The 26,199-nt window shown below is 65.9% G+C and carries 30 protein-coding genes; 18 read left to right on the top strand and 12 right to left on the bottom strand.

Features of this window, described 5'->3' with window-relative positions:
* Positions 1–97 precede the first annotated feature (97 nt).
* The 7 genes from ACVMB1_RS18185 to ACVMB1_RS18155 all read left to right on the top strand — a co-directional run bounded on the left by ACVMB1_RS18185 (position 98) and on the right by ACVMB1_RS18155 (position 5,841).
* Positions 98–880: a MotA/TolQ/ExbB proton channel family protein gene (locus tag ACVMB1_RS18185; protein WP_253607960.1), complete on the top strand. Its 783-nt coding sequence runs from the start codon at positions 98–100 to the stop codon at positions 878–880.
* Positions 877–1,566 (top strand): hypothetical protein, encoded by a 690-nt coding sequence (locus tag ACVMB1_RS18180; RefSeq protein ID WP_076828495.1) that lies wholly within the window; start codon positions 877–879, stop codon positions 1,564–1,566. The genes ACVMB1_RS18185 and ACVMB1_RS18180 overlap by 4 nt, the downstream gene beginning before the upstream one ends.
* Positions 1,559–2,167, top strand: a complete 609-nt coding sequence (locus tag ACVMB1_RS18175; RefSeq protein ID WP_076828497.1) for a hypothetical protein — start codon at positions 1,559–1,561, stop codon at positions 2,165–2,167. The genes ACVMB1_RS18180 and ACVMB1_RS18175 overlap by 8 nt, the downstream gene beginning before the upstream one ends.
* A gap of 617 nt (positions 2,168–2,784) precedes the next feature.
* The gene (locus ACVMB1_RS18170) at positions 2,785–2,919 is read left to right on the top strand and encodes a hypothetical protein (RefSeq protein WP_016843141.1); all 135 of its coding nucleotides are present in this window, start codon (positions 2,785–2,787) and stop codon (positions 2,917–2,919) included.
* A complete protein-coding gene (locus ACVMB1_RS18165; protein ID WP_076828498.1) occupies positions 2,916–3,509 on the top strand; it encodes a TetR family transcriptional regulator in 594 nt (197 codons plus the stop codon). The genes ACVMB1_RS18170 and ACVMB1_RS18165 overlap by 4 nt, the downstream gene beginning before the upstream one ends.
* A gap of 107 nt (positions 3,510–3,616) precedes the next feature.
* Complete coding sequence (locus ACVMB1_RS18160; protein WP_076828500.1) at positions 3,617–4,357, top strand: metallophosphoesterase family protein; 741 nt, start codon at positions 3,617–3,619, stop codon at positions 4,355–4,357.
* A 5-nt stretch (positions 4,358–4,362) separates the two neighbouring features.
* The gene (locus ACVMB1_RS18155; RefSeq protein ID WP_456848782.1) at positions 4,363–5,841 is read left to right on the top strand and encodes a serine/threonine protein kinase; all 1,479 of its coding nucleotides are present in this window, start codon (positions 4,363–4,365) and stop codon (positions 5,839–5,841) included.
* A gap of 13 nt (positions 5,842–5,854) precedes the next feature.
* On the opposite strand, the gene rpe is transcribed toward ACVMB1_RS18155, so the two are convergent.
* Positions 5,855–6,556, bottom strand: a complete 702-nt coding sequence (gene rpe, locus ACVMB1_RS18150) for a ribulose-phosphate 3-epimerase (protein ID WP_076828504.1) — start codon at positions 6,554–6,556, stop codon at positions 5,855–5,857.
* Between the two features lie 253 nt (positions 6,557–6,809).
* On the opposite strand from rpe, the gene ACVMB1_RS18145 reads away from it, so the two are divergent.
* The gene (locus ACVMB1_RS18145) at positions 6,810–7,601 is read left to right on the top strand and encodes an EF-hand domain-containing protein (protein WP_076828506.1); all 792 of its coding nucleotides are present in this window, start codon (positions 6,810–6,812) and stop codon (positions 7,599–7,601) included.
* 158 nt (positions 7,602–7,759) lie between these two features.
* Here ACVMB1_RS18145 and ACVMB1_RS18140 read toward each other — a convergent pair whose 3' ends face one another.
* The 6 genes from ACVMB1_RS18140 to ACVMB1_RS18115 all read right to left on the bottom strand — a co-directional run bounded on the left by ACVMB1_RS18140 (position 7,760) and on the right by ACVMB1_RS18115 (position 14,047).
* Entirely contained in the window at positions 7,760–8,755 is a 996-nt protein-coding gene (locus ACVMB1_RS18140) for a P1 family peptidase (RefSeq protein ID WP_076828508.1), read from the bottom strand.
* 177 nt (positions 8,756–8,932) lie between these two features.
* The gene (locus ACVMB1_RS18135) at positions 8,933–10,051 is read right to left on the bottom strand and encodes a branched-chain amino acid ABC transporter substrate-binding protein (protein ID WP_028339917.1); all 1,119 of its coding nucleotides are present in this window, start codon (positions 10,049–10,051) and stop codon (positions 8,933–8,935) included.
* Between the two features lie 166 nt (positions 10,052–10,217).
* Entirely contained in the window at positions 10,218–10,967 is a 750-nt protein-coding gene (locus ACVMB1_RS18130; RefSeq protein WP_018272406.1) for an ABC transporter ATP-binding protein, read from the bottom strand.
* Entirely contained in the window at positions 10,964–11,797 is an 834-nt protein-coding gene (locus tag ACVMB1_RS18125) for an ABC transporter ATP-binding protein (RefSeq protein WP_028336791.1), read from the bottom strand. Before ACVMB1_RS18125 ends, ACVMB1_RS18130 begins: the two co-directional genes overlap by 4 nt.
* Positions 11,794–13,119: a high-affinity branched-chain amino acid ABC transporter permease LivM gene (gene livM / locus ACVMB1_RS18120; protein WP_057018422.1), complete on the bottom strand. Its 1,326-nt coding sequence runs from the start codon at positions 13,117–13,119 to the stop codon at positions 11,794–11,796. Before livM ends, ACVMB1_RS18125 begins: the two co-directional genes overlap by 4 nt.
* 10 nt (positions 13,120–13,129) lie before the next feature.
* Complete coding sequence (locus ACVMB1_RS18115) at positions 13,130–14,047, bottom strand: ABC transporter permease subunit (RefSeq protein WP_076828509.1); 918 nt, start codon at positions 14,045–14,047, stop codon at positions 13,130–13,132.
* 368 nt (positions 14,048–14,415) lie between these two features.
* On the opposite strand from ACVMB1_RS18115, the gene ACVMB1_RS18110 reads away from it, so the two are divergent.
* Positions 14,416–14,562, top strand: coding sequence for a hypothetical protein (locus ACVMB1_RS18110; RefSeq protein ID WP_168858023.1), 147 nt, complete (start codon positions 14,416–14,418; stop codon positions 14,560–14,562).
* Between the two features lie 19 nt (positions 14,563–14,581).
* Here ACVMB1_RS18110 and ACVMB1_RS18105 read toward each other — a convergent pair whose 3' ends face one another.
* Together ACVMB1_RS18105 and ACVMB1_RS18100 are read right to left on the bottom strand one after the other, a co-directional pair.
* Positions 14,582–15,166: a hypothetical protein gene (locus tag ACVMB1_RS18105; protein ID WP_456848780.1), complete on the bottom strand. Its 585-nt coding sequence runs from the start codon at positions 15,164–15,166 to the stop codon at positions 14,582–14,584.
* Between the two features lie 260 nt (positions 15,167–15,426).
* Complete coding sequence (locus tag ACVMB1_RS18100; protein WP_143270940.1) at positions 15,427–15,606, bottom strand: hypothetical protein; 180 nt, start codon at positions 15,604–15,606, stop codon at positions 15,427–15,429.
* Here ACVMB1_RS18100 and ACVMB1_RS18095 point away from each other — a divergent pair.
* Entirely contained in the window at positions 15,596–16,123 is a 528-nt protein-coding gene (locus tag ACVMB1_RS18095) for a hypothetical protein (RefSeq protein WP_076828512.1), read from the top strand. The two genes, ACVMB1_RS18100 and ACVMB1_RS18095, sit on opposite strands and share 11 nt — an antisense overlap.
* Here ACVMB1_RS18095 and ACVMB1_RS18090 read toward each other — a convergent pair.
* The 3 genes from ACVMB1_RS18090 to ACVMB1_RS18080 all read right to left on the bottom strand — a co-directional run bounded on the left by ACVMB1_RS18090 (position 16,103) and on the right by ACVMB1_RS18080 (position 18,970).
* Positions 16,103–16,495: a carboxymuconolactone decarboxylase family protein gene (locus tag ACVMB1_RS18090; RefSeq protein ID WP_028339924.1), complete on the bottom strand. Its 393-nt coding sequence runs from the start codon at positions 16,493–16,495 to the stop codon at positions 16,103–16,105. The two genes, ACVMB1_RS18095 and ACVMB1_RS18090, sit on opposite strands and share 21 nt — an antisense overlap.
* 253 nt (positions 16,496–16,748) lie before the next feature.
* Positions 16,749–17,531 carry a 3-oxoadipate enol-lactonase gene (gene pcaD / locus ACVMB1_RS18085; RefSeq protein ID WP_076828562.1) on the bottom strand — a complete coding sequence of 261 codons (783 nt, stop codon included), beginning with the start codon at positions 17,529–17,531 and terminating at the stop codon, positions 16,749–16,751.
* A gap of 83 nt (positions 17,532–17,614) precedes the next feature.
* Positions 17,615–18,970: a 3-carboxy-cis,cis-muconate cycloisomerase gene (locus ACVMB1_RS18080; RefSeq protein ID WP_253639482.1), complete on the bottom strand. Its 1,356-nt coding sequence runs from the start codon at positions 18,968–18,970 to the stop codon at positions 17,615–17,617.
* A gap of 210 nt (positions 18,971–19,180) precedes the next feature.
* Between ACVMB1_RS18080 and ACVMB1_RS18075 the strand changes: the two genes are divergently transcribed.
* The 8 genes from ACVMB1_RS18075 to ACVMB1_RS18040 all read left to right on the top strand — a co-directional run bounded on the left by ACVMB1_RS18075 (position 19,181) and on the right by ACVMB1_RS18040 (position 26,031).
* A complete protein-coding gene (locus ACVMB1_RS18075) occupies positions 19,181–19,627 on the top strand; it encodes an SRPBCC family protein (protein WP_016840413.1) in 447 nt (148 codons plus the stop codon).
* 155 nt (positions 19,628–19,782) lie between these two features.
* Positions 19,783–20,268: a (2Fe-2S)-binding protein gene (locus tag ACVMB1_RS18070; protein WP_028336799.1), complete on the top strand. Its 486-nt coding sequence runs from the start codon at positions 19,783–19,785 to the stop codon at positions 20,266–20,268.
* 36 nt (positions 20,269–20,304) lie between these two features.
* Complete coding sequence (locus ACVMB1_RS18065; protein ID WP_050383296.1) at positions 20,305–21,111, top strand: FAD binding domain-containing protein; 807 nt, start codon at positions 20,305–20,307, stop codon at positions 21,109–21,111.
* 48 nt (positions 21,112–21,159) lie between these two features.
* Positions 21,160–22,065, top strand: coding sequence for an AAA family ATPase (locus tag ACVMB1_RS18060; RefSeq protein WP_076828515.1), 906 nt, complete (start codon positions 21,160–21,162; stop codon positions 22,063–22,065).
* A gap of 105 nt (positions 22,066–22,170) precedes the next feature.
* A complete protein-coding gene (locus ACVMB1_RS18055) occupies positions 22,171–23,373 on the top strand; it encodes a vWA domain-containing protein (RefSeq protein WP_076828517.1) in 1,203 nt (400 codons plus the stop codon).
* A 29-nt stretch (positions 23,374–23,402) separates the two neighbouring features.
* Positions 23,403–23,726, top strand: a complete 324-nt coding sequence (locus ACVMB1_RS18050; protein WP_018272401.1) for an XdhC family protein — start codon at positions 23,403–23,405, stop codon at positions 23,724–23,726.
* A gap of 2 nt (positions 23,727–23,728) precedes the next feature.
* Positions 23,729–24,430, top strand: coding sequence for an XdhC family protein (locus ACVMB1_RS18045; protein WP_456848778.1), 702 nt, complete (start codon positions 23,729–23,731; stop codon positions 24,428–24,430).
* On the top strand, positions 24,427–26,031 hold the full coding sequence (locus ACVMB1_RS18040) for an NTP transferase domain-containing protein (RefSeq protein ID WP_076828520.1): 1,605 nt from the start codon (positions 24,427–24,429) through the stop codon (positions 26,029–26,031). The genes ACVMB1_RS18045 and ACVMB1_RS18040 overlap by 4 nt, the downstream gene beginning before the upstream one ends.
* Positions 26,032–26,199: the final 168 nt, after the last annotated feature.

The raw sequence follows: 26,199 nt of genomic DNA, 5'->3' as shown, positions 1-26,199 counted from the left end.
ATCTGGGCAGATGTCTTTGGACGGCGCAGGCCGGCTCTGCTCTAACGGAAGGTGAGGCCCGCGCCGCGCCTCACGGAACACAGGGAGCTCACGCAGCATGGATGCCAAGGTCGATGTCGCGGCCGCATCGGCCGGCACGGACGCGGCAGAGCGCAGCGCCCTGCTGCTCTGGATGATCTTCACCGGCCTTTCGGTGTTCGCCGCATTCCTGCTGTGGCGCTACGGGCTGATCCGCCTCATGATCAGTTCCGACCGCACCTACATTTCCAGCGTCATCGCCGTCCTTTACATCGTCACCTGCATCCATTGCTTCTGGCGGACGCGGGCGATCGCGCGGGAAGGCGAGGTCGCGCGCTCCTGCCGCACCATCCTCGCCGCGCCCGATGGCGCCAAGATCCTTGCATCGGGGGCGCTCGCATCAAATGCCCGCGGCCTGCCCGGCGGGCTCGTCACCGATCACATCAAGAGCCTGGTGCAGAAGGCCGAGGCGCAGGCCAAGGGGCGCATCGACCAGACCCTGCTGCTGCGGACGCTGGCGGACCGGCTGCGCGGGTCCAACGGCTTCGGCGCCTTCGTCTCCGACACGCTGATGAAGCTCGGCCTGCTCGGCACCATCATCGGCTTCATCATCATGCTGGCGCCGATCGCTTCGCTGGATGCCGCCGACAAGGTCGCGATGAAATCGTCGATGGGCCTGATGAGCGACGGCATGGCGGTCGCGATGTACACGACGCTGGCCGGGCTGATCGGATCGATCCTGGTCCGGATCCAGTATTACATGCTCGATTCCGCGACCCAGCGGGTGTTTTCCGACGCAGTCGTGCTGACCGAGACGCACGTCACGCCGGCCCTCGAACGTCGCCTTGGTACGCCGTCATGATGGATGAGTTCGGGCTCTATCCGCGCGAGGAGCCGTTCGATCCGCTCGGCGTGATGTTGTTCAAGGCGCTGCAGGTCATCGCCTTCCTGTTCTTCTTGGCGCTGCTTGCGGTGTCGCCGGACTCCAAGGAAGGCAAGATCGAATCCAAGGCGGAGTTCATCATCACGATGGACTGGCCGGACAACCATCCTGACGATCTCGACTTGTTCGTGCAGGATCCGGCCGGCAACATCGCCTGGTACCGGCATCGCGAGGCCGGCTTCCTGACGCTCGATCGCGACGACCGCGGCGGCGCCAACGACTTCATCGTGGTCAACGGCAAAAAGATCGCATCGCCGATCCGCGAGGAGATCGTCACGCTGCGCGGCGTCGTCGCCGGCGAATACACCGTCAACGTCTCGCATTTCCAGGCGACGACCGGCCAGCCAGTGCAGGCCAATGTGAAGGTGCAGAAGCTCAATCCGACCGCGCAGGTGATCTTCGACGACAAGCTGACCGTCGATCACACCGGCGACGAGAAGACCGCGGTCAGGTTTCGTCTCGATGCCGAGGGCAAGGTGATCAACGTCGACCGGCGGCCGAAATCGCTGCTCGAGACCTTCCGCAGCAGCTGGCGCAACGGCGGCGACCTCGATCCTAACACCGGCGTCCCGAAATCCGGCGTCAGGGTGCTCCGCAATGATTAGCTTGCAGTCGGCGATCCTCACGCTTGCGGTCGCATACGCGGTGGTCGGTGCGCTGCTCTTGATCGTGCTGGTCTATGCGCGGCTGCACTGGTCGCTGAAGGCTGTCGTCATCGTCGTGACCAGCGCGTTCTATTTCGTCAGCTTCGGCGGCATGCGCGATCTGCTCGGCTGGGCGTCCGCGGAAAAATTGCCGGCGAATTTCAAGCTGCTGTCGACGCGGATCGTGGAGCCGCATTCGCTGGAGGGCGACCCCGGCTCGATCTATCTCTGGGTCGAGGAGCTTGACGAGGACAACCGGCCGAGCGCGATCCCGCGCGCCTTCCGCATTCCCTATAGCGACGCGCTGGCGGCGCAGACCCACACCGCCGAGAACGAGATCAAGGCCGGGCACCCGCAAGGCGGACGGGCGGCGGATTTCGGCGGCGGCGACGGCACCATCATCGACTTCGTCAGGGAGTACATCACGCCGAAGACGATCCTGGAGACGACCGGCGGTGATTCCACGACGGGGACGTTCGTGGCCCCGCCGGCCGGCGCGCAAGGGTCGGTGTTCACGCCGCTGCCGCCGCCCCGGATGCCGCCCAAGGACGAGCAGCGATAGCAGGATGCCTCCCCGGGAGGGTGGCACAAAAATAGGGATCGGGAATAATCAGTCAGCGGGATGGACAGTAATCATCCGGAATTCCTCAATTCCCTGAAGTGTGTAGTCTTGGGGCTAACCGGGGCTAGATTTCATCCCGAAGCGATTTTCCCGGCAAAGGGGCCGCTGCGTGAAGCGGCCCCTTTCGATTCCGTCGCCAAGCCCGGTGAGGGGCCGGCGCGGTGAGGCGGGCTCACAGCACCGTCAGGAATGCGATCGCAAGAACCATCAGCCACCCGACAATGACGAGCGAGACCACCGCGCCCGCGGTGATCTTGGCGATCTCCTTCAAGGTCATTGGCCGGTCCATGCAAGTCTCTCCCAGGTAGCCCCGAGCGAGAGATAGGCGCGGATTGGCAGATCGCCCCCGCTGCTCACGGAACGTTGTAGCGCCCATCAGCCGGGGGCTTTCCCGGGAGGACCGCTGTCATTTCACAAAATATTGTCTGACAGATATTGAAATCTGTCAGCGGGATGGTGTATATATTCATCAGCCCAAGGGAGGAGGGCGCCCAGTGGCTGTTCCGGCGTTTGGCCGGGGAGCCGGACTTAATTGACTACCTCGAAGGACTACCTCCATGACCATAGAAATCTTTCAATTGACCGCCCAGATTCAACAGTGGCTCAATCTTCGCGTCGCTCGCCACTTGGCCGCCCAGGCCGCCAAGTTCACCCGCGGGCAGGACAGCGATAACCAGACGGTAAACGCATGAACGAGGCGGTGGTTTTGACACCCGAGCGGATCCTTGAGGCAACTGAGGATGTCTTGAGGCGCTTCGGGTTGACCAAGGCCACCGTTGTCGACGTTGCCCGTGCGCTGGATGTCAGCCACGGCAGCGTCTACCGTCACTTCCCCAGCAAAGCCTCGCTGCGCGATGCCGTCGCCAAGCGCTGGCTCGACCGCGCCAACGAGCCGCTGTGCAAGATCGCAGCCGGCGAAGGCCCGGCGCCGGAGCGGCTGGAGCAATGGTTGCGCACCGCCTTCACGATCAAGCAGAAGAAGGTCTGCGACGATCCCGAGATGTTCGCGACCTACCTGGCGCTGGCGCAGGACGCGCGCGAGGTGGTGGAAGCCTACAAGGACAAGCAGGTCGACCTGATCGCGAAAATCCTCTCCGACGGTGTCGCGCAGGGCGTGTTCGAGATCGACAATGTGAAGGCGACCGCCCGTGCCGTGTTCGACGCCACCGTCCGCTACCATCACCCGGCGCATGCTGAGGAATGGGCCAAGCCGGAATGCCCGGGGCGGATCGATGCGCTGCTGGCCCTGCTGCTGAAGGGCCTGCGGGTCTGCAAGCCCTAGCTGAGCTTTCTGCCGACATCCCCTGACCACCTGATGCCTTTGGCCCGATTGCGAGCCCGGGGCCGCATGTGCTTGATATCGGATAGGGATCAGCAACGCGGACCACGATGCGGCTTGCACTGTTTGCCGATATTCACGCCAACCGGCAGGCCTTCGCCGCCTGCCTCGACGCTGCGCATGCGCGCGGCGCCGAGCGGCTGATCTGCCTCGGCGATATCGTCGGCTACGGTGCCGATCCCGAATGGGCCGTCGACACGGTGATGGACCTCGTCGCCAAGGGCGCGATCGCGGTGCGCGGCAATCATGACAATGCGATCGGCGTGCCGAGCGACAGCATGAATGCCGAGGCGCAGGCTGCGATCGACTGGACCCGCGGCCGGCTCAGCGGCGAGCAGAAGGCGTTCCTTGCCGAGCTTCCGATGTCGCGGGAGGAGGACAATCGGCTCTACGTGCACTCCGAAGCTTCGGAGCCCGCGAAATGGCGCTACGTGCGCGACACCGCGGACGCCGCGCGCAGCATGATGGCCACCGAGCTGCAGATCACGTTCTGCGGCCACATCCATCGTCCCGGCCTCTATTCGATGTCCTCGACCGCCAAGATGACGAGCTTCGTTCCGACTTCGGGCATCGCCGTTCAGTTGCTGCCGGGGCGGCGCTGGCTTGCGGTGCTCGGCTCGGTCGGCCAGCCGCGCGACGGCGATCCCGCGGCGTCGTTTGCGATGTTCGATACCATAAGCCGCGAGATCACCTTTCATCGCGTGCCCTACGACGTCGCAACCGCGGCGGCGCGGATCAAGGCGAACGGCCTGCCGCACTGGCTCGCCGACCGCCTGCCGCTCGGCCGGTGACGCCGATGGCGGCGCTGGCGATGCAGGCGGGCGCCGAGATCGATGGCTTCACCATCGGCGAACGCGTGCACCGCGGCGGCATGGCGACGCTGTGGAGCGTCACCCATCCCGGCATCACCGTGCCGCTGCTGATGAAGGTGCCGCTCACCTCGGAGGGCGAGGATCCGGCCGCGATCGTCAGCTTCGAGATGGAGCAGATGATCCTGCCGCGGCTGTCGGGGCCGCACGTGCCGGCCTGTTTCGGCACCGGCGACTTCGAACGCCAGGCCCATGTGGTGATGGAGCGCATCCCCGGTCAGACGCTCTACAAGCGGCTCGGCGAGCTGCCGATGCCGTATGAGGAGGTGAGGGTGATCGGCGGCAAGGTCGCCACCGCGCTCGCCAGCCTGCACCGGCAGAACGTCATCCATCACGACATCAAGCCGAGCAGCATCATGTTCCGCGAGCGCGGCGAGGCGGTGCTGATCGATTTCGGCCTCTCGCATCACCGGCATCTGCCCGACCTGTTGCAGGAGGAGTTTCGGCTGCCTTACGGCACCGCGCCCTACATGGCGCCGGAGCGCTTGCTCGGCGTCCGCGACGATCCGCGCAGCGATCTGTTTTCGCTCGGCGTGCTGCTCTACTTCTTCACCACCGGCGTCCGCCCCTTCGGCGAGACCGAAAGCCTGCGCGGCATGCGCCGGCGGCTGTGGCGCGATCCCTATCCGCCGCGCGAGCTGAAGCCCGACTATCCGCCTTGGCTGCAGGAAATCGTGCTGCGCTGCCTGGAGATCGACCCCGCCGCGCGCTATCCGACCGCGGCGCAGCTTGCCTTCGATCTCGGCCATCCCGATCAGGTGAAGCTGACGGCGCGGGCGCAGCGGCTGCGCCGCGATCCGCTCAGCACGGTCTGGCGCCGCCGCTTCAATCTCGGCGCGGTGCCGCCGCGGCCGAAGTCCGATGTCGCGGCCCAGCTCGCCTCGAGCCCGATCGTGGCCGTCGCGCTCGATATCGGCGAGGGTGCCGAGGCGCTGAACGACACCATCCGCGTCACCGCCGAGCGGGTGCTGTCGACCTCGCCCTCGGCGCGGCTCGCCTGCGTGAATGTGCTGAAGCTCAATCGCCTGGCGATCGACCGCACCCATGACGAGCAGGGCCAGAACAAGCATGTCGACCGCCTGGTGGCGCTGCAGCACTGGGCGCGGCCGTTCGGGCTCGAGGAAGGGCGGTTGACCGTGCATGTGCTGGAGGCGATCGATCCGGCGGCCGCGATCCTCGAGTTCGCCGCGGTCAACCTGGTCGACCACATCATCATCGGCGCGCGGCAGAACTCGCTGCGGCGCGCGCTGCTCGGCAGCGTGTCCGCCAGGGTCGCGGGGGAAGCGCCGTGCACGGTGACCGTGGTGCGGCCGTCGCGGCTGGCGTCGCAAGCGGACGACGGCGAGAGCGATGAGGCGGCCGAGCAAGCGGCGAATGCCGCGGCCACGCCGCCCGCACTGTTCTAGTTTCCCCGGATCGTCAGATCGCCTCGCCGCGAGCTTCGGCCGCCGCATGGCGGATCGCGGCGATGTTGGTCTTGTAAGCCTCGACCGTGCCGCCCTTGAACACGGCGGACCCCGCGACAAAGGCGTTGGCGCCGGCGGCCGCGAGCTGGCCCGCGACGTCGGGTGCAACGCCGCCGTCGACCTCGATGTCGATCGGCCGGCCCGCGATCATCGCCCTGACATCGCTGATTTTGCCGATCGCCGAGCGGATGAAGGCCTGGCCGCCGAAGCCGGGATTGACCGACATGACCAGCACGAGGTCGATCAGGTCGAGCACATATTCGATCGCGCTCGCCGGCGTTGCCGGATTGAGCGAGACGCCGGCCTTCTTGCCGAGCGCGCGGATCGCCTGCAGCGAGCGGTGCAAATGCGGGCCGGCCTCGGCATGCACCGTGATATGGTCGCAGCCCGCCTTGGCGAACGCCTCCAGGTAGGGATCGCAGGGCGAGATCATCAGATGGGCGTCGAAGATCTTTTTGGTGTGCGGCCGCATCGCCTTGATGACGTCGGGGCCATAGGAAATGTTCGGCACAAAGTGTCCGTCCATCACGTCGAGATGGATCCAGTCGGCGCCGGCCTGGTCGACGGCGCGGACCTCCTCGCCGAGCTTTGAGAAATCCGACGCCAGGATCGACGGAGCGATAACGAGGGGACGCGGGGTGAATGACTGAGTCATGTCAGCTGTTCCGGAACACTTCAGGGGGCGACGGGTGAGTCCGCCTAACATGCGGACGCGTGGCGGGCAATGACGAGCGGACGGCGCTCTGCGACCGGAAAATTCTTCCGCCGGCGGCAGCTCTTGCCGGGTGCGCGGAACCCGCTTCGATGCGGGAACGCCTGGTTTTGCTGGGTTTTTGCCATGGCACGCCCTTTGCTCAGCCATTGACCAGCGTTTGAGCCGCCAGGCGCGGCCCTGTTGGAGTATTGCCATGCTGTTCGCCCTTGGCGCTGCGTCGTCGGCCATTGACCTCTTGAGCTCGCTGATGTCGTCGAAGTCGACGACCAAGACCGGCAGCTCTGGTCAGGGGAATCAGACCACCGGCCTGTTCGCCCCTTCGACCGGTACATCGACGTCGGCCGGCAGCAGCACCGGTACCGGCTCGGGCAGCGGCTCTCCGCAGATTTCGCCCCTGACGATGGGCGCGCTGATTTCCGCGCAAAGCCAGTCCCAGACCGCGGTTTCAAACAGCCCGACGGCGGCCAGCCGCTCGGATGCGCTCAAGGACCTGTTCTCGCAGATCGATGCCGACGGCAACGGCAAGATCACCCAGTCGGAATTCGAGAACGCGCTCGGCGCCGGCGGCACCAATACGGCGCAGGCCGACGACGTGTTCTCCAAGCTCGACAGCAATGGCGACGGTAACGTCAGCCTCGACGAGATGTCCCAGGCCTTGCAGGGCCACAAGGGCGGTGGCCATCATCGCCATCACATGGCCAGTGGCTCGACCGACGAATCCAGCAGCGGCGCGGGCGGATCGAGCTCCGATCCCTTGATGCAGGCGCTGGACGGCGCGACCTCGACGTCGGTGACCAACAGCGACGGCTCGACCACCACGACGACGACCTATGCCGACGGCTCGAAGGTGGCTATGACGACGCCGGCCACATCCTCCGCGACCCTCAACGCGGCTTCGTCCTACAATATCGTCGAGCAGCTGATCCAGCGCCAGGCGAAGGCGATCTCGGCGCAGGACTTCGCTGCGATTTCGGTCAGCGCTTAAGACGAGACTGGTAATTTCCGTCATTGCGAGGAGCTCGGCGACAAAATTGCAAAGCAATTTTGCGCTGGAGCGACGAAGCAATCCATCTGTCCACATGTGCGGACAGATGGATTGCTTCGCTTCGCTCGCAATGACGGCAGAGCCAGAAGCGCGATGATCTAACCGAATCTGTCCCGCCAGCTCGGTAGCGCGCCGGCGAATGGCAGCGCGGCCGCTGAATGGACGCCGCGGGCGATGGCGCGCGCCACCGTGTTGGCGGCGAGCGCACCGAGCCTGGTGAGGCCGAACAGCGGATCGATCGGCCTGGCGCCGGTCGCGGCGGCAAACACCACGTCGCCGTCGAGCGGGGCGTGCACCGGATAGATCGCGCGCGCCATGCCGGTCTGCGCGATCATCGCAAGCCGCCGTGCCTGCGGCTTCGTCAACTGCGCATCGGTCACCACGACGACGAGGGTGGTGTTCTCGACGGCGCGCGCGTCGGCGCCGCCCTTCAGCCGCGCCTTTAGCATGTCCGGCGTGAACGAGGGCGGCAGGCCGCGCCCGCCGAATTCACCGCCGACCTCGAACGGCGCCGCCCAGAACCAGGGGCCGCTGCCGACCGTGACGCTGCCGACCGCGTTGACCACCGCGAGCGCCGCGACCGTCACGCCGTCGTCGGTCATGTCGGACGCCGAGCCGAGGCCGCCCTTCAGGTTGGCCGTGGTCGCGCCCATGCCGGCGCCGACGCTGCCGAGCTCGAAGTCATCGGAGGCGGCATTGGCCGCCGCGTAGCCGAGGTCGCGATAGGGCGGAAAGCGTCCCCACGCCTTGTTGCCGCCGTTGAGCAGGTCGAAGCAGATCGCGCCCGGCACGATCGGGATCACCGCGTCGCGGATACGGAAGCCGCGGCCGCGCTCGGCGAGCCAGGCCTGCACGCCGCCGGCGGCATCGAGCCCGTGCGCCGAGCCGCCGGACAGCGCGATGGCGTCGATCGCCTCGACGACGTTGTGCGGCGAAAGCAGCGCTTCCTCGCGGGTCCCGGGACCGCCACCGCGGACATCGATCGAGGCGACCGCCGGCCGCTCGAACAGGATGGCGGTGACACCGGAGGCGACCGTGGGATCGTCGGCATGGCCGACGGCAACGCCGGCAATATCGGTGAGAAGGTTTTTCACGATGGGTCCATCCGCCTGCTGTCCGATCGATCCGGTATAGCAGCCGCAACGGATGCATCAACCGTCGGGCATGGGCGGGCAGGCACCTGCGGTAAGACTTGCAGGCAACAGGTCAAGAAAACGCCCCGGCGGACCGGGGCGTTCTCGTACTCTGATTGGATCAGACGCGAGAGAGGCTCAGGAGCCCTTCGGATTGATCTCGGTGTAGTTGCCCTTGGCGTCCCACTTGTAGACGACGTAATCGATCGCCTTGATGTCGCCCTTGGCGTCGAAGGCCATCTTGCCGAGCACGGTGTCCCACTCGCCGGCCTTGATGGTGTCCATCACCTTCTTGGCGTCGGTCGAACCGGCCTTGGCGACGGCCTGCGTCCAGACCTGCATCGCGGCGTAGGTGTAAAGCGTGTAGCCCTCGGGGTCGATGTTCTTGGCCTTGAACTTCTCGACGATCGCCTTCGCGGTCGGCTTGTTGCGCGGGTCGGGGCCGAAGGTGAACAGCGTGCCTTCGGCGGCGGGGCCGGTGATCGAGGCGAATTCCTTGTCGTTCATGGCATCGCCGGCCATCAGCACGGTCTGCAGGCCCTGGTCGCGCATCTGGCGCAGGATCAGGCCGGCTTCCTGATGGTAGCCGCCGACATAGACCAGATCGATGTTGTCGCGCTTCAGGCGCGAGACGATCGAGTTGAAGTCCTTGTCGCCCTTGTTGTAGGACTCGAACATCTTCTCCTGGAAGCCGGCCTTGTTCAGCGCCTTCTTGGTCTCGTCGGCGAGGCCTTTGCCGTAGGTGGTCTTGTCGTTCAGGATCGCGACGTTCTTGCCCTTGTAATTCTTCATGATGTAGTCGGCTGCGACCAGGCCCTGCTGGTCGTCACGGCCGCAGACGCGCGCCACGTTCCAGAGCTTGCGCTCGGTGAACAGCGGGTTGGTCGAGGCCGGGGTGATCTGCAGCACGTTGGCGTCGGCATAGGCCTCGGAGGCCGGGATCGAGGACGACGAGCAGAAATGGCCGGCCACGAACGGGATCTTCGAAGAGCCGATCTTTTCCGCGATCGAGCGCGCCTGCTTCGGATCGCAGGCGTCGTCGTCAGCTTCCAGCGCGAGCTTCTTGCCGAGCACGCCGCCGGCGGCGTTGATGTCGGCGACCGCCTGCTCGGCGCCGTTCTTCATCTGCCGGCCGAAAGCGGATTCGGAGCCCGTCATCGGGCCCGCGACGGCGATGGTGATGTCTTGCGCGAACGCGCTCGCCGATAATGCGAACGAAGCGCCAAGTGCCAGGCCGATCAGCTTCAGTGATTTCATGAGACGTCCCTCGTGGTCGTTGCCTCTTGCGGAAGGGCCCGGCACGCCGGGCCCCAAAACCGCGGGCATTCTCAGCTGATTTCGCGGCGAAGTCACCGGCAATTTTCAGGCAAATCGACGCTGCATCCGCCGCGTCTTGCTTGCGGGGACGGCACGGAACGTCAAGCTAGCCGCGGCGGCCGCCTTCCAGATAGGCGGCGCGGATTTCCGGGCGCTGCAGCAATTCGGCGCCGGTTCCGGCCAGCGTGATCAGCCCGTTGACCATGACATAGCCGCGATGGGCGAGCTTCAGCGCATGGTTGGCGTTCTGCTCCACGATCAGCACGGTGAGGCCGTCCTGCCGGTTCAGCGTGCGGATGGCGTCGAAGATCTGCCGCGCGATCAGCGGCGCGAGCCCGAGCGAGGGCTCGTCCAGCATCAACAGCCGCGGCCGGCTCATCAGGGCGCGGCCGATCGCCAGCATCTGCTGCTCGCCGCCCGACAGCGTGCCGCCGCGTTGTGCGACGCGTTCCTTCAGGCGCGGGAACAGCGCGAACACCCGCTCCAGCCCGGCTGCGCGCTCGGCCTCGCTGCATTCGGTGGCATCGGCGCCCATCTGCAGGTTTTCCGCGACGCTCATGCGCGGAAAGATCCGCCGGCCCTCCGGCGATTGTGCGATGCGCAGCCGCGCGATCTCGTGGGTCGGCACGCCGGTGATGTCACGGCCGTCGAACTCGATGGCGCCGGCGCGGGCGCGCGGCCTGCCGAAGATCGTCATCATCAGCGTCGACTTGCCGGCGCCGTTGGCGCCGATCAGGGCGACGATCTCCCCGCGATTGATCTCGATATCGACGCCCTTCAGCGCCTCGATCTTGCCATACGCCGCGCGCACGCCGCGCACCGCGAGCAGGGGTGTCGTTGCCTGTGCCGCGCTCACGTGCCGCTCTCCATCACGGCGATCGCCTCTTCCTCGTCGGCGCCGAGATAGGCGGCGATCACCTTGGGGTCGTCGCGCACCGTCTGCGGCGTGCCTTCGGCGATCTTGACGCCGTAATCCATGACCACGACGTGATCGGAGATCTCCATCACGACCGACATGTCGTGCTCGATCAGGAGGATCGAGGTGCCCTGTTCGTTGCGGATCGACAGCAGCAGCTCGTTGAGCCCGCCGCTCTCGCGCGCGTTCAGACCGGCCGCCGGCTCGTCGAGACAGAGCAGCACCGGTTCAGTGCACATCGCGCGCGCGATCTCGAGCCTGCGCTGGTCGCCATAGGGCAGATTTCCCGCGGCATCGTCGGCGCGGTCGAGCAGGCCGACGCGCGCGAGCCAGGTCCGCGCCAGATCGATGGCGCGCTGCTCGGCCTCGCGCCAGGACGGCAGGCCGAGCAGCCCGAGCAGGGTCAGGCCCGAGGCGCGCATCAGCGCGTTGTGCTGGGCGACCATCAGATTTTCCAGCGCGGTCATGCCGGGAAACAGCCGGATGTTCTGGAAGGTGCGCGCCACCTTGGCCTGCTTGGAGATGCGGAAATCGTTCAGCCGCTCGAGCTGGATGGTGCGGCCGTCGTCATGGGCGAGGCGGATCGCGCCCCCGCTCGGCCGGTAGAACCCGGTGATGCAGTTGAACACGGTGGTCTTGCCGGCGCCGTTCGGCCCGATCAGCGCGGTGATCTTGCGCCGCTCGGCCGCAAAGGACAGCTCGTTGACCGCGACGATGCCGCCGAAGCGCATCATCAGGCGGTCGACGGTGAGGATGGGGTCGCCGCTCATCCGTGGCCCTCCTTGACGAGGTCGGACGAGATCGCCTGGTTGCGTTCCAGGAACACGGTCGGCGCGCGATGGCCGATCAGCCCGCGCGGCCGCCAGATCATCAGCAGCACCATCGCCATGCCGAACACCAGCATGCGGTATTGATCGAGGCCGCGGAACAGCTCGAAGCCGCCGATCATGGTCAGCGCGGCGAGCGCCACGCCAAGCTGCGAGCCCATGCCGCCGAGCACCACAATCGCCAGCACCAGCGCCGATTCCTGGAAGGTGAAGGATTCCGGGCTGATGAAGCCCTGCCGGGTGGCGAAGAACGCGCCGGCGAGGCCGCCGAACATCGCGCCGGTCGCGAACGCCGTCAGCTTGGTGGTCGTGGTGTTGATGCCGAGCGCGCGGCAGGCGACCTCGTCCTCGCGCAACGCTTCCCAGGCGCGGCCGATCGGCAGCCGCCGTAGCCGGATCGTCACCCAGTTGGTGATCAGCGCCATCGCCAGGATCAGATAGAACAGGAAGACGAGGCGGTGGGTCGGCGAGAATTCGATGCCGAGCTTGGCGGCGAGCCCGTCGTCACCCGCCGTCAGCGGAATGCCGAACATGGTCGGGCGGGGAATTCCCGAGACGCCGTTGGGGCCGCCGGTCAGGCTCTGCCAGTTGATGATGACGAGGCGGATGATCTCGCCGAAGGCGAGCGTCACGATCGCAAGATAGTCGCCGCGCAGCCGCAGCACCGGGAAGCCGAGCAGCACGCCCCAGAACGCCGCCAGGATGCCGGCAAGCGGCAGGCAGACCCAGAACGACAATCCGAAATTGGTCGCAAGCAACGCATAGGAATAGGCGCCGACCGCGTAAAACGCGACATAGCCGAGGTCGAGCAGGCCGGCGAGGCCGACCACGACGTTCAATCCCCATCCCAGCATCACATAGGTCAGGACCAGGATCGACAGGTCGAGAATGTAGCGCTGGTTGTAGAAGATGACAGGCACGAGGAAGGTGAACACCAGGAGCGCCGGCGCCAGCCAGCGGCCGGCGAACGACATCGCCGATTGCACCGGCTTCGGCACGATGCGGTCCTTGTCGACCGGTCCCCACCATTGCCGCAGCAACTCGACGACGATGCTGCCGCCGAACACGGTAGCGACAAGGGCTGCGAGGTCGCCGAACCGCGTCCAGTAGATCAAGCCGCCCTGCGGCCCGGCCTCGGTGCGAATGCCGATCATCAGCGAGAACAGCACCAGCGCGACAAGGGCGCTGATCAGGGCCTTCTTGAGAATGAAGGCGCTGCCCGAGGGCTGCGCGGCGTGCGAGGGGCGGGCTGAGGTCGCGCTCACGAAGTGCCTGTCAGACTTTTTCGACTTCGGGACGGCCGAGCAGGCCGGTCGGCATGAAGATCAGCACCACGATCAGGATCGAGAACGCGGCGACGTCCTTGTACTCAACCGAGAAATAGGCCGACCAGAACGTCTCGATCAGGCCGATTGCGAGCCCGCCGAGCATCGCGCCCGGCAGCGAGCCGATGCCGCCGAGCACGGCGGCGGTGAACGCCTTGATGCCAGCGACGAAGCCCATGAAGAAATCGACCAGGCCGTAATACAAGAGATACATCATGCCTGCGACCGCGGCGAGCGCGGCGCCGATCACGAAGGTCATCGAGATGGTGTAGTCGACGTCGACGCCGAGCAGCGCGGCCATGGTCTGGTCCTGCTCGCAGGCGCGCATGTCGCGTCCGAGCCGGGTGCGCGAGACCAGCCAGGTGAACAGCGCCAGCACGACGATGGTGGCGAGCACGACCATGATCTGGATGTTGGAGAGCTGCACGGCGAAGCCCGACGAGCCTTCATGCAGCGTGTAGCCGCCGGTGATGATCGGCGGCACCGGCTTCACCCGCGCGCCCTGCGACACCTGTGAGAAATTGGTCAGCACGAATGACATGCCGATCGCCGAGAGCATCGGCGCCAGGCGGAATGAATGCCGCAGCGGCCGGTAGGCGATGCGCTCGATGGTCCAGCCGTAGAGCGCCGTGATCGCCATCGAGACCAGCAGCACGATCAGCAGGATCAGGGGGATCGCGGTGAGGCCGAGCGACACCAGCACCAGGAACGAGATCAGCGCGATGAAGCCGCCGATCATGAAGATGTCGCCATGGGCGAAGTTGATCATGCCGACGATGCCGTAGACCATCGTGTAGCCGATGGCGATCAGGCCGTAGATCGAACCGAGCACGAGGCCGTTGATCAATTGCTGGGCGAAATAATCCATACGCTGCCGTCAGAGCCTGTTCGGTTGAGAACCGACCAGGCTCTCGTGTTGATCTGGACGCGCTTTCTTCACGCGAACCGGTTCCCACTTCGCTCGAAAACGCTACGTCGAGGGTGACGCGGCGAGGGCCCCGGCAGCCTGATCCGTCGCGTCGTGTCGTTTTCTAACAGTGGAACCCCGGCCGCGGCAACAGCGTGGCAGCAGCAGAAAGGGCTTGTACATAACTAGTTTGGCGGATGCGGTTCCGATGTCACAGGGCCGACATGGCCTTGCCTTGCAATGATCACGCCGGAACCCGTGTTCCCCGAGCAACCGCGCTTCCGACGCGCGCGTTGTCCCCAGCTTGATGAAAGCAAGGGAGTAGCTGAATGAGCAACCCAAATCAGAATCCGGGACAGCCGAACCAGAACCCCAATCAGAAGCCCGGCCAGCAGCAGCAGGGCGGCGGCCAGAAGCCCGGCCAGCAACAGCAGGATCAGGGCCGGCAGGGTCAGAAGCCCAATCCGGAGCGCTAATTCGGACAATTGAGCCGAACTAGCAGGGAGGCCTCGCCGAAAGGCGAGGCCTCCCTTGTTCAGGCTGGACCCTTTTCGCTTGGGCTGTCTTGTTCAGGCCAACTGGTCGGCGAAGCGGCCGCGGAAGGCGTACGAACCGAAATGCGTGAGCTCGCTTCGAAGGTCGAGCCAAGATTTCGCCGCCGAGATCGATCCAGCGCCGGCAGAACGCGTAATCTTCGGACAGATACTCGCCGGTTGTCTTGTCGATCATGCATTCGAACAGCGAGACGCGGTCGAGGTCGGCGCGAACCAGGTCGCCGGTGTTCAAGTCGTTGCTTTTGTGGTTCGCCCGATATTTGAGTTCGGGATGGGCGTCGCACAGCCTGACGAGGGCGGATCGCTTCATCATGAGAAAGCCGGTTCCGGCATATCGGACCTTGGCGAAGCCGTCGCCGCGAGATGTGATCTGGTCGCCCTCCCATGTGACGACATAGTCCAGCGAGGATGACGCGAGGTTCTTGCGCTTGGCGTCCGCAGCCCGCTGCACCTTTGCCCAATCGATGTGCTTGAGCGGATAGGCCGCGGCGGAAACGTCGGTGCCGCAATCCAGCAGCCGGAACACGGACTCGGGTTCGAACCCGATATCGGCATCGATGAACAGGAGATGGCTGGCGCCGGATGCAAGGAATTGGGTGGGCCAGTTCGTTCCGGGCGCGGACGATCAGCGATTCGTTTCCGATCAGATGAAACTGGATGTCGATGCCCCGGGCGGTGGCCGCAGCTTGAAGCTTCAGGGCGGACAACACATAGGCCATCTTCAGATCGCCGCCGTAGCAGGGCGTTGCGACGAAAACGCGCGCTCTTTCGGTCATTTTACCCCCTTTATCCCCGGCCGGCGCCGATCTTGCGCAGATCCCGGCCTCGATCCGGAATCATCGCATCGCGCTTAACCTTAACAAAGGGTTTAAATTGCTGCCGGCAATTGATCGGCGTTAGCTCGCAAGCTGAACCGTCGCCGGTCTGAAAGGCGCGGGATGCACGGGAAGCGGCAATGTCGAACAACTGGCGGATCAGCTCCTTCAACGGCGCGCTGCTTGCGGCCTATTTCATTCCGGTCTGGACCATCATCGCCTTCAGCATCATGGTGTCGCCGATCCACGGCCTCTATGAGCGGCCGAGCGTGTCGATCGCGTTCTATGCCAGCGACTATCTGCACCTCGGCAAGATGGCGACGGTGCGCCTCGCATGGCTGCTCGCGCTGGCGCGGATCACCGTGGTGGCGTTCTTCGCAGTCTTCCTCGCGATGGCCGCCTTCTCACCGCTGCGCAAGAGCAGCAGCGGCGCCGACGAGGCGCTGGCGGTGGCGCTCTGCCTCGGCAGCGTGCTGAGCTTCGCCAGCATGATGATGGCCTCCAAGGTCGGCGAGGTCGAAGCGTTGCGCATGCATGCGGCCGAGCTCCTGATGCTGCTTGGGACCGCGATCGTGATGTTGTTCGAGACTGCGCCGAAACGGGCCGTCGAGCCGCCCGTCGCCGAGGCGGGCGCGCCTGCGAGCGAGCTATCCCTTCAGCAGCCCTAGCTCGGCAATGATCGCGCCGGCTTCCTTGACGGCGTGGTTGGCCGCTGGCACGCCGCAATAGATCGCCTGCTGCAGCAGGATCTCCTTGATGTCCTCGGGCGTGAAGCCGCCCTCGGCGAGCGCGGCGCGCACATGCAGGCGGAATTCGTCCCACTGGCCGAGCGCGACCATGGTGCCGATCACAAGCACACGCCGGGTGCGGTGATCGAAATGCGGCCGGGTCCAGATGTCGCCCCACGCATAGCGCGTGATCAGGTCTTGGAAGTCGGTGTTGAACGCGTTGCGGTTCTTGATCGACTTGTCGACCCATTCATTGCCGAGCACCTTGCGGCGCTGCGTCATGCCGTCGTCGCGGCGCTGATTGTCGTCCATGGATGTCTCCTCATGAAATCGTAGCCCGGATGGAGCGCAGCGCAATCCGGGGCTTCAGCGTTGGCCGAAGGACTTGTCCCGGATTTCGCTTCGCTGCATCCGGGCTACGTGCTGATTGTGGCCCATAGAGCATCTTTCCCGGTTACGTCATTCCGGGGCGGTCCGCAGGACCGAACCCGGAATCTCGAAGTTATGGATGCGGATCGAGATTCCGGGTTCGATGCTTCGCATCGCCCCGGAATGACGATGACCGTTACCGTTGCGTCAGGAAGCCGACCACGGCCTCGGTGAAGGCGTGCGACTGCTCGACGTTGGAAATGTGCGCGGCATCGAGCAGCGTCATGCTGGCGCCGGGAATGCCGCTGCGGATCATTTCGCCTGCCGACACCGGCGTCGCCATGTCCTGCTTTCCTGCAATCACCAGGGTCGGGCTCTTGATCTTCGGCAGCAGGGCGCGCTGGTCGAGTGTCGACAGCGCCTCGCAACAGGCGAGATAGCCTTCGACCGGCGAGGCAACCAGCATCGCTTTCATGCGCGCCGCGGTCTCCGGCTCGCGCTCGCGGAAATCGGCGGTCAGCCAGCCCGCGATCACGGTATCGGCGACGGCGGCGATGCCGCCTTCCTTCACTACCTTGATGCGGTTCAGCCAGTTGGTCGGATCGGGGTAGTAGCAGGCGGTGTTGGCGAGGATGATCTTGCCGAATCTTTCCGGGGCATTCGCTCCCAGCCACTGTCCGACCATGCCGCCCATCGACAGGCCGCACCAGTGCACCTTCTCGATGTTGAGGTCGTCGAGGATCGCCAGCACGTCGCGGCCGAAGCGCTCCATGGAGTAGGGGCCCGCCGGCACGCCGGACTTGCCGTGACCGCGGCGGTCGTAGCGGATGACGCGGAACAGCTGCGTCAGCGCCCGCATCTGCGGCTCCCACATCTGCAAGGTGCAGCCGAGTGAGTTCGACAGCATCAAGGTCGGTCCGCCGTCGCGGCCGTCCACCTGGACGTTGAGCAGGCACCCGTCGGCGTTGATCATCGGCATCGTCTTGTCCCTCTCGTCATGCGCTTGCCGGGTCATCTGCGCGAACATGCGCTTCGCGCTGTTGCCCGGCAATGACATCGTCGCTATTTGTGATCCAGTGAAGCCAGCAGGCGGTCGATCAGCGCTTGCGAGGCGCCCTGATAGGCCATCGGCTCGAACAGCTCCGCGATTCGTTTCGCGTCGAGATGCGCGGTGATCTTGGCGTCCGCCGACAGCACCTCGCGCAGGTGCTTCTTCTCCGCGACCGCGCGCTTGCTGGCGGCCTCGATCAGATGATGGGCGTCGCTCTTTCCGATCTTGTCGGCGAGCGCAAAGGTGACGGCTTCCGCCATGATCAACCCTTGAGTCGCATCGAGATTGACGCGCATCCGCGCCGCATCGACCTCAAGCCCTTCGGCGAGATCGACGATGGCAGCAAGCGCGCCCGAGGTTACCAGCATCAGGCCCGGCAAGGTCGGCCATTCCGCATGCCACGGACCGGCGCTGCGCTCATGATCCTGCACCTGCGCGGCGAAGATCGTCGCGGCGAGATTCGGCGCCATGGTCGCAGCCCCCAGCGCGCTCGCGGCGGCGACCGGATTGCGCTTGTGCGGCATGGTGGAGGAGCCGCCGCGGCCGGCGCCGGCCGGCTCGAAGGCCTCGCCGACATCGGTCTGCATCATCAGCGACACGTCGCGCGCGATCTTGCCGCAGCTGCCGGCGAGGATGGCGAACACCGACGCGGCCTCGGCGATGCGGTCGCGATGGGTATGCCAGGGCGCATCCGGCAGCGGCAGATCGAGCTCTCGCGCAAGGGCGGCGGCGACCGCCAGCCCCTTATCGCCGAGCGCGGCGAGCGTCCCGGCGGCGCCGCCGAATTGCAGCGCCAGCGTCTCGCGGCGCAGGCGCAGCAAGCGCTTGCGGGAGCGATGCAGCGCCGCGGCATATTCGGCGAGTTTGAGGGCGAACGGCATCGGCAGCGCATGCTGCAGCCAGGTCCGCGCCACCACGGCGGTGTTGCGATGGGCGCGCGCAAGCCCGGCGAAGCCAGCGACGGCGCGGTCGAGGTCGGCCAGCAGCGCGTCGATCCCCGCACGCAACGACAGCATGGTCGCGGTGTCGATGACGTCCTGGCTGGTCGCGCCCCAATGCACGTAGCGCGCCGCCTCGGCGTCCGCCCTGGCGACATTGGCGGTCAGGGCCTTCACCAGCGGGATCGCCAGATTGCCGGACCGCGTCGCGGCGTCGGCCAGCGCGGCCAGGTCGAATGATTCGGCCTTGCAGGCGGCGCCGATTGGTCCTGCGCCAGCTGCGGGAATCACCCCGCAGGCCACCTCGGCGCGGGCCAGCGCGGCCTCGAAATCCAGCATGTTCTGCAGCGTAGCGGCGTCGTTGCACACCGCGCGCATCGCGGCGCTCGACAGCATCGGCGCAAGCAGGGGAGAAAGGGCTGTGCTCATGGCCGGCGACCTAACCACTGTCGCGCGTCGATGCCAATGCCCCGGGGCTGCCTGCATTTTCAACACCGGGGATTGCGCGATTTCGTGAACGATCGGCTTGGCTTGCTGCGGTTGCGAATATGCATCGCTCATCCTCCGAAGGTGCCCTTTCCTTTGCGCCCCGGCTGCTTTACTTGGGGGAAAAGGTTCTAGCGATCGAGGAGATCCCCCATGGCCATGACAATGACCGGCGAAGTCCAGCTTGCAGCGCCGCGCCAGGCTGTGTGGGACAAGCTCAACGATCCCGAAGTGTTGAAGGCCTGCATTCCCGGCTGCGAAGAGCTGGAGAAGACCGACGAGGGCGGCTTCCGCGCCACCGCCAAGATGAAGGTCGGCCCGGTCTCCGCCCGCTTCAAGGGCAAGGTCACCTTGAGCGATCTCGACCCGCCGAACGGCTACAAGATCTCAGGCGAAGGCGAGGGCGGGGTCGCCGGCTTTGCCAAGGGCGGCGCCACCGTGGGCCTTGCAGACAAGGATGGCGGTACGCTTCTGAGCTACAATGTGGAGGCGCAGATCGGCGGCAAGCTCGCCCAGCTCGGCCAGCGCCTGATCAACGGCGCCGCCAAGAAGCTGGCCGATGAATTCTTTGCAAATTTCGCCAAGGCGGTGCAGGGTTAGCCTCGCCTTTCGGCTGGATTATTCAGGTCCGGCCATGTCCTGGATGGGTGGCTCGAAAGGTTGCCCATCGCGGGGCGCGCCCATATTATGCCGTCTGGAATGATTTAAAACCGCCTGCTTCGCCGATATGCGGTGGCGCAGATAAGAGAGTGCTGATGGCCAAGATTTCAATGATCGTGAACGGCAACCCCGTGAACGCGAATGTCGACCCCCGTACCCTTCTGGTCCAGTTTCTGCGCGAAAACCTGCGGCTGACAGGCACCCATGTCGGCTGCGACACCTCGCAGTGCGGCGCCTGCGTCGTGCATCTGGACGGCAGGGCGGTGAAATCCTGCACGACGCTTGCGGTGATGGCCGACGGTCACGAGGTCAAGACCATCGAGGGGCTGGCGGCCGATGGCGCGCCGCTGCATCCGATGCAGGAGGCCTTCCGCGAGCATCACGGCCTGCAGTGCGGCTTCTGCACGCCGGGCATGATCATGACCGCGGTCGACCTGGTCCATCGCAAGGGCCACGAGCTCTCCGACGAGGTGATCCGCGAGGAGCTGGAAGGCAATCTGTGCCGCTGCACCGGCTACCAGAACATCGTTGCTTCGATCGCCGCCGGCGCCAAGGCGATGGCGAAGTCGGACCTCGCCTAGTCAGCAATTCACCGCGAGCGCGATCAGGACATTCCAATGTACGAATTCAAATATCACCGTCCCGGCACCGTGCGGCAGGCCGCCAATTTGCTGGTGAAGAACGAGGACGCCAAGCTGATTGCCGGCGGTCACACGCTGGTGCCGGTCATGAAGCAGCGGCTCGCCAGCCCGCCGCATCTGGTCGATCTCTCCCACATCGAAGGTCTCGATACGATCGAGATGAAAGGCCGCTCGCTGGTCATTGGCGCCACCGCCAAGCATGCCGAAGTCGCGAACTCCGCGGTCGTGGGCGAGGCGATCCCGGCGCTGGCCGAGCTTGCCGGCCTGATCGGCGATCCCGCCGTGCGCCACCGCGGCACCATCGGCGGCTCGCTCGCCAACAACGACCCGACCGCCGACTATCCGGCCGCGGTGCTGGCGCTGGGCGCGACCATCGTCACCAACAAGCGCCGCCTCAAGGCCGAGGAATATTTCCAGGGCCTGTTCTCGACCGCGCTGGAGGCCGACGAGATCATCACCAAGGTGATGTTCCCGGTGCCGAAGAAGGCGGCCTACGTCAAGTTCCGCAACCAGGCCTCGCGTTATGCGTTGGTTGGCGTGTTCGTGGCCAAGCGTCCGTCCGACGTGCGCGTCGCGGTCACCGGTGCGGGCTCCGACGGCGTCTTCCGCGTCACTGCGTTCGAGGACGCGCTGAAGAAGCGCTTCTCGCACAAGGTGCTCGACGGCATCGCAGTTTCGGCTGACGGGCTGAACAGCGACCTGCACGGCAGTGCAGAATACCGCGCGCATCTGATCGGCGTTTTGACGCGCCGGGCGGTGGAAGCCGCGAACGCCAAGGACTAAGTACCAAGGCGTGACTTTGCTGACCTCTGTTCGAAGACTGGCTGTTCCATGAGTGCATCGGCGTTACCCACTTCCGTCGATGCGCTCGAGGATCTCCTGACCTCGCGCGGCTACCTCGCCGAGCGGTCGCTCGCGACCGTGACGTATCTCGCGCTGCGGATGGGCCGGCCGCTGTTCCTCGAAGGCGAGGCCGGTGTCGGCAAGACCGAGATCGCAAAAGTGCTGTCGGCGGCGCTCGGGCGCAAGCTGATCCGCCTGCAATGCTATGAAGGCCTCGACGTCGCCTCCGCGGTCTACGAGTGGAGCAGTGCGGCGCAGATGATCGCGATCCGCCTTGCGGAGGCTTCCGGCGATACCGATCGCGACCAGCTCGCCAGCGACATTTTCGCCGAACGCTTCCTGATCAAGCGGCCGCTGCTGCAGGCGCTCGAGCCCGATGTCGCGGGTCCTCCGGTGCTGCTGATCGACGAGCTCGACCGCGCCGACGAGGCGTTCGAGGCGTACCTGCTGGAAATCCTCAGCGACTTCCAGGTCACGATTCCCGAGCTCGGCACCGTGAAGGCGCCGGCGCCGCCGATCGTGATCATCACCTCGAACCGCACGCGCGAGATTCATGACGCGCTGAAGCGGCGCTGTCTCTATCACTGGGTTGATTATCCCACAGCCGAGCGCGAGCTTGCGATCGTCAAGTCGCGGGTGCCGAACATCTCCGCCAAGCTGTCGCAGCAGGTCGTCCGCTTCGTGCAGGCGCTGCGCAACCAGGATTTCTACAAGTCGCCGGGCGTCGCCGAGACCATCGACTGGGCCACCGCGCTGTCCGAGCTCGACGCCCGCTCTCTGACCCCGCAGGTCGTCGGCGACACGCTGGGCGCGCTCTTGAAGTATCAGGACGACATCGCGCGCATGCAGGGCGATGCGTTGCAGAAGACATTGAAGGAAGCGACGAGCGACTAGCCGTCATTCCGGGGCACGCGAAGCGTGAACCCGGAATCTCGCGCCGCAATCTCCAGATTCCGGATCCGCACTTCGTGCGGTCCGGAATGACGAGGCCAAACAACAATGGCGATCAACCACCTCGCGCCTCCGACCGGCCACATGGCCGACAACGTGATTGGCTTTGCCCGCGCGCTGCGGGCGGCCGGGCTTCCCGTCGGGCCGGGCTCGGTGATCGATGCGCTCGACGCGCTGCAGCTGATCGAGGTCGGCCACCGCTCCGATTTCTACGCCACGCTGGAAGCGATCTTCGTCAAGCGCCACGAGCACGCGCTGATCTTCCGCCAGGCCTTTATGCTGTTCTTCCGCGCCGCCGAGGAGTGGAAGAGCATGCTGGATTCGGTGCCGCTGCCGGACCACGCCAGGAAGAAGCCGCCGCCGGCCTCGCGCCGCGTCCAGGAGGCGATGGCGCAGCCGGCGCGGAGCGAGGAGCGCCCGCAGGCCCAGGAGCAGGAGCTCAAGCTCTCGGTCTCCGACAAGGAGATCCTGCAGAAGAAGGATTTTGCGCAGATGACCGCGGCGGAGATCGCCGAGGTGACGCGCGAGATCGCCAAGATGCGGCTGCCGCAGGCCGAGCTCGTGACCCGCCGCTACCAGCCGGATGCGCGGGGCCTGCGGCTCGACATGCGCCGCACCGTGCGCAACTCGCTGCGCACCGGCGGCGAGATCATCGACATCCGAAAGCTCGGCCGGATCGAGAAGCCGGCGCCGATCGTGGCGTTGCTCGATATCTCCGGCTCGATGAGCGAGTACACCCGCCTGTTCCTGCACTTCCTGCACGCCATCACCGACGCCCGCAAGCGGGTCTCGGTGTTCCTGTTCGGTACCCGCCTGACCAATGTGACGCGCGCGTTGCGGGAGCGTGACCCCGACGAAGCGCTGGCGAATTGCTCGTCCGCGGTCGAGGACTGGGCCGGCGGGACGCGGATCGCGACCTCGCTGCACAGCTTCAACCAGCTCTGGGCCCGCCGGGTGCTCGGGCAGGGCGCCATCGTCCTCCTTATATCCGATGGACTAGAACGGGAGGCTGATGCCAAACTGGCCTTCGAGATGGACCGATTGCACCGTTCCTGCCGCCGCCTGATCTGGCTCAATCCGCTGCTGCGCTACTCCGGCTTTGAGGCCAAGGCGCAGGGCATCAAAATGATGTTGCCCCACGTTGACGAATTTCGCCCGGTGCATAACTTGACGTCCATCAAGGGCTTGATCGGGGCGCTGTCATCCCCGCCGCCGGCGCACCACCGCAGCCTGATCCGCTCCGTAGCCTAAGAAGCCTGACCCGATAGCAGGAGGCCACCATGCTGAACCGCGACGAAGACATCCTGCAGGCCGCCGAGACCTGGCAGAAGGAGGGCCATGGCGTGGCGCTTGCCACCGTGGTCGAGACCTGGGGCTCGGCGCCGCGCCCGGCCGGCTCGAGCCTGGTCATCAATGACGACGGCACCTTCCTCGGCTCGGTCTCCGGCGGCTGCGTCGAGGGCGCCGTCGTGACGGAAGCGCTCGACGTCATCGCGAGCGGCCAGCCAAAGATGCTTGAATTCGGCGTTGCCGACGAGACGGCCTGGAATGTCGGCCTGTCCTGCGGCGGCACCATCCGCGTCTTCGTCGAGAAGGTTGGTTAGCCGTGAAACGCGAGATCCTGAAAGAGCTGAACGCCGAGCGCGCCGCGCGCCGCCCGGTGATCATCGTCACCGACACCGCCAATGGCGATCAGCGTCTGGTCAAGGCCGCGGACATCGCCGCCGATCCGCTGCGCGCCGAGCTTTCAAAGCAGCTGTGGATGGGCAAGAGCGGCAATGTCGAGGTCGGGACCAAGAAGCTGTTCCTCAATGTCTACGCGCCGACCGCAAAGCTCGTGATCATCGGCGCGGTCCATATCAGCCAGGCGCTGGCGCCGCTGGCGCGCTCGCTCGACTATGACGTCACGGTGGTCGATCCGCGCACCGCGTTTGCGAGCCCGGAGCGCTTCCCCGACGTGCCGCTGGTCGCCGAATGGCCCGACGTCGCACTGCCGCCGCTCAACGTCGATCACTACACCGCCTTCGTCGCGGTGACGCATGATCCGAAGATCGACGATCCGGCGCTGCTGCACGCCTTCGACCGCAACTGCTTCTATATCGGCGCGCTCGGATCGCGAAAGACCCACGCCAAGCGCGCCGAGCGGCTGCGCGCGCAGGGCGCCAGGGACAGCGACATCGCGCGCATCCACGCGCCGATCGGCCTCGATATCGGCGCGGTGTCGCCGTCGGAGATCGCGGTCGCGATCATGGCCGAGATCACCGCGCAGCTGCGCTTGCCCCCCAAAGAAAAAGAAGAAGCGGCATGAAATTCGGTCCCGCCAGTCCGGCCGACGCGATTGGCGGCGTCACCGTGCATACCCTCCGCCAGGGCGCGCTGGTGCTCAAGAAGGGCACCACGATCGGCCTTGCCGAGGTCGAGGCGCTGACCAAGGCGGGCGTCGACGAGATCGTCGTGGTGCGGCTCGACGAGGGCGACGTCTCCGAGGACGCCGCGGCCGCCAGCATCGCGCAGGCGGTGGCCGGCGACGGCGTCAACGTCGAGCGCGCCTTCACCGGCCGCGCCAATCTGTTCGCGGCCCGTCCCGGTGTGCTGGTGATCGATCGCGCCGCGGTCGACCGTATCAACGACGTCGACGAGGCCATCACCTTCGCAACGCTCGCCGCGTTCAAGCCGGTGGTCGAAGGCGAGATGATCGCGACCGTCAAGCTGATCCCGTTCGGCGTCGAGGGGCGCTTACGCGATGCCGCCGTCGCGGTCGCCGGCAAGGATACGCTGCGGATCGCGCCCTATGTGATCCAGAAGGTCGGCGTGGTCTCGACGCTGCTGCCGGGTCTTGCGCCGAAGGTGATCGACAAGACGCTGCGCGTCACCGCCGAGCGGCTCGCGCCGGCCGGCGCCACCATCATCGCCGAGCGCCGCGTGCCGCATGACGAGACGGTGCTCGCCGCCTCGATCAAGGAATTGCTCGGCTTAGGGGCCGAGCTCGTCATCGTGTTCGGCGCGTCCGCGATCGCCGACCGTCGTGATGTCATTCCTGCTGCAATCACCGAGATCGGCGGCGCGGTCGAGCATTTCGGCATGCCGGTCGATCCGGGCAATCTGCTGCTGATCGGCAGCGCCGGCGGCGTGCCGGTCCTGGGCGCGCCAGGCTGCGCGCGCTCGCCGGTCGAGAACGGCTTCGACTGGGTCTTGATGCGGCTGCTCGCCGGCATCAAGGTGACGCGATCGGATCTCACCGGCATGGGCGTCGGCGGCCTGTTGATGGAGATCGTGACGCGGCCGCAGCCGCGCACGGTGCCGGACACCGAAGGCAACCGCAACGTCGCCGCGATCGTGCTTGCCGCCGGCCGCTCGACCCGGATGGGCGGCCCGAACAAGCTGCTCGCCGAGCTCGACGGCAAGAAGCTCGCGCGCATCGTCGCCGAGCAGGCGCTGGCCTCGAAGGCTTCCGAGGTGATCGTGGTCACCGGGCATCAGGCCGAGCTGGTCGAGCAGGCGCTCGATGGCCTCAAGGTCAAATTCGTCCGCAACCCGGATTTCGCCGGCGGCCTCGCCAGCTCGGTGAAGGCGGGCATTGCGGCGGTGTCCGACAGCGCCGACGGCGCGATCGTCTGCCTCGGCGACATGCCGCTGATCGATGCGAAGCTGATCGATCGCCTGATCGAGACCTTCGCGCCGGACCGCGGCCATCTGATCGCGGTCCCGGTCAGTGAGGGCCGCCGCGGCAATCCGGTGCTGTGGTCGCGGCGCTTTTTCAAGGAGCTGATGACGCTCGACGGCGACATCGGCGCGCGTCACTTGATCACCAAGCATGCCGAGGTAGTCGCCGAGGTCCCGGTCGACGGCGACAGCGCCTTCCTCGACATCGACACGCCGCAGGCGCTGGAAGCGGCAAGACAGGGCTGAACATTCTCCGCGTCGTCCCGGCGAAGGCCGGGACCCATTACCACCAATCGTTGTTGTTGGTGGGACAGCGGCCAGAGCCTCGCGCAATCATCACCATCGGTGGCTATGGGTCCCGGCCTTCGCCGGGACGACGAGTGGATAGAATTCGCTCTCAACCCGTCATTCACC

The sequence above is a fragment of the Bradyrhizobium sp. USDA 4504 genome (genome assembly GCF_054063995.1).
This window is presented reverse-complemented; position numbering and strand designations above follow the sequence as displayed.

Bases quoted from the DNA above. Each gene is read 5' to 3' on its own strand.
- ACVMB1_RS18155 (WP_456848782.1), top strand. From the start codon at position 4,363: ATGGCGGCGCTGGCGATGCAGGCGGGCGCCGAGATCGATGGCTTCACC.
- ACVMB1_RS18185 (WP_253607960.1), top strand. From the start codon at position 98: ATGGATGCCAAGGTCGATGTCGCGGCCGCATCGGCCGGCACGGACGCG.
- pcaD (WP_076828562.1), bottom strand. From the start codon at position 17,531: ATGCCGATGATCAACGCCGACGGGTGCCTGCTCAACGTCCAGGTGGAC.
- ACVMB1_RS18170 (WP_016843141.1), top strand. From the start codon at position 2,785: ATGACCATAGAAATCTTTCAATTGACCGCCCAGATTCAACAGTGGCTC.
- ACVMB1_RS18070 (WP_028336799.1), top strand. From the start codon at position 19,783: ATGGCCAAGATTTCAATGATCGTGAACGGCAACCCCGTGAACGCGAAT.
- ACVMB1_RS18135 (WP_028339917.1), bottom strand. From the start codon at position 10,051: ATGAAATCACTGAAGCTGATCGGCCTGGCACTTGGCGCTTCGTTCGCA.
- ACVMB1_RS18115 (WP_076828509.1), bottom strand. From the start codon at position 14,047: ATGGATTATTTCGCCCAGCAATTGATCAACGGCCTCGTGCTCGGTTCG.
- ACVMB1_RS18090 (WP_028339924.1), bottom strand. From the start codon at position 16,495: ATGGACGACAATCAGCGCCGCGACGACGGCATGACGCAGCGCCGCAAG.
- ACVMB1_RS18175 (WP_076828497.1), top strand. From the start codon at position 1,559: ATGATTAGCTTGCAGTCGGCGATCCTCACGCTTGCGGTCGCATACGCG.
- ACVMB1_RS18060 (WP_076828515.1), top strand. From the start codon at position 21,160: ATGAGTGCATCGGCGTTACCCACTTCCGTCGATGCGCTCGAGGATCTC.
- ACVMB1_RS18040 (WP_076828520.1), top strand. From the start codon at position 24,427: ATGAAATTCGGTCCCGCCAGTCCGGCCGACGCGATTGGCGGCGTCACC.
- rpe (WP_076828504.1), bottom strand. From the start codon at position 6,556: ATGACTCAGTCATTCACCCCGCGTCCCCTCGTTATCGCTCCGTCGATC.
- ACVMB1_RS18110 (WP_168858023.1), top strand. From the start codon at position 14,416: ATGAGCAACCCAAATCAGAATCCGGGACAGCCGAACCAGAACCCCAAT.
- ACVMB1_RS18180 (WP_076828495.1), top strand. From the start codon at position 877: ATGATGGATGAGTTCGGGCTCTATCCGCGCGAGGAGCCGTTCGATCCG.
- ACVMB1_RS18055 (WP_076828517.1), top strand. From the start codon at position 22,171: ATGGCGATCAACCACCTCGCGCCTCCGACCGGCCACATGGCCGACAAC.
- ACVMB1_RS18065 (WP_050383296.1), top strand. From the start codon at position 20,305: ATGTACGAATTCAAATATCACCGTCCCGGCACCGTGCGGCAGGCCGCC.
- ACVMB1_RS18080 (WP_253639482.1), bottom strand. From the start codon at position 18,970: ATGAGCACAGCCCTTTCTCCCCTGCTTGCGCCGATGCTGTCGAGCGCC.
- ACVMB1_RS18145 (WP_076828506.1), top strand. From the start codon at position 6,810: ATGCTGTTCGCCCTTGGCGCTGCGTCGTCGGCCATTGACCTCTTGAGC.
- ACVMB1_RS18095 (WP_076828512.1), top strand. From the start codon at position 15,596: ATGTCGAACAACTGGCGGATCAGCTCCTTCAACGGCGCGCTGCTTGCG.
- ACVMB1_RS18165 (WP_076828498.1), top strand. From the start codon at position 2,916: ATGAACGAGGCGGTGGTTTTGACACCCGAGCGGATCCTTGAGGCAACT.
- ACVMB1_RS18075 (WP_016840413.1), top strand. From the start codon at position 19,181: ATGGCCATGACAATGACCGGCGAAGTCCAGCTTGCAGCGCCGCGCCAG.
- ACVMB1_RS18160 (WP_076828500.1), top strand. From the start codon at position 3,617: ATGCGGCTTGCACTGTTTGCCGATATTCACGCCAACCGGCAGGCCTTC.
- ACVMB1_RS18050 (WP_018272401.1), top strand. From the start codon at position 23,403: ATGCTGAACCGCGACGAAGACATCCTGCAGGCCGCCGAGACCTGGCAG.
- ACVMB1_RS18125 (WP_028336791.1), bottom strand. From the start codon at position 11,797: ATGAGCGGCGACCCCATCCTCACCGTCGACCGCCTGATGATGCGCTTC.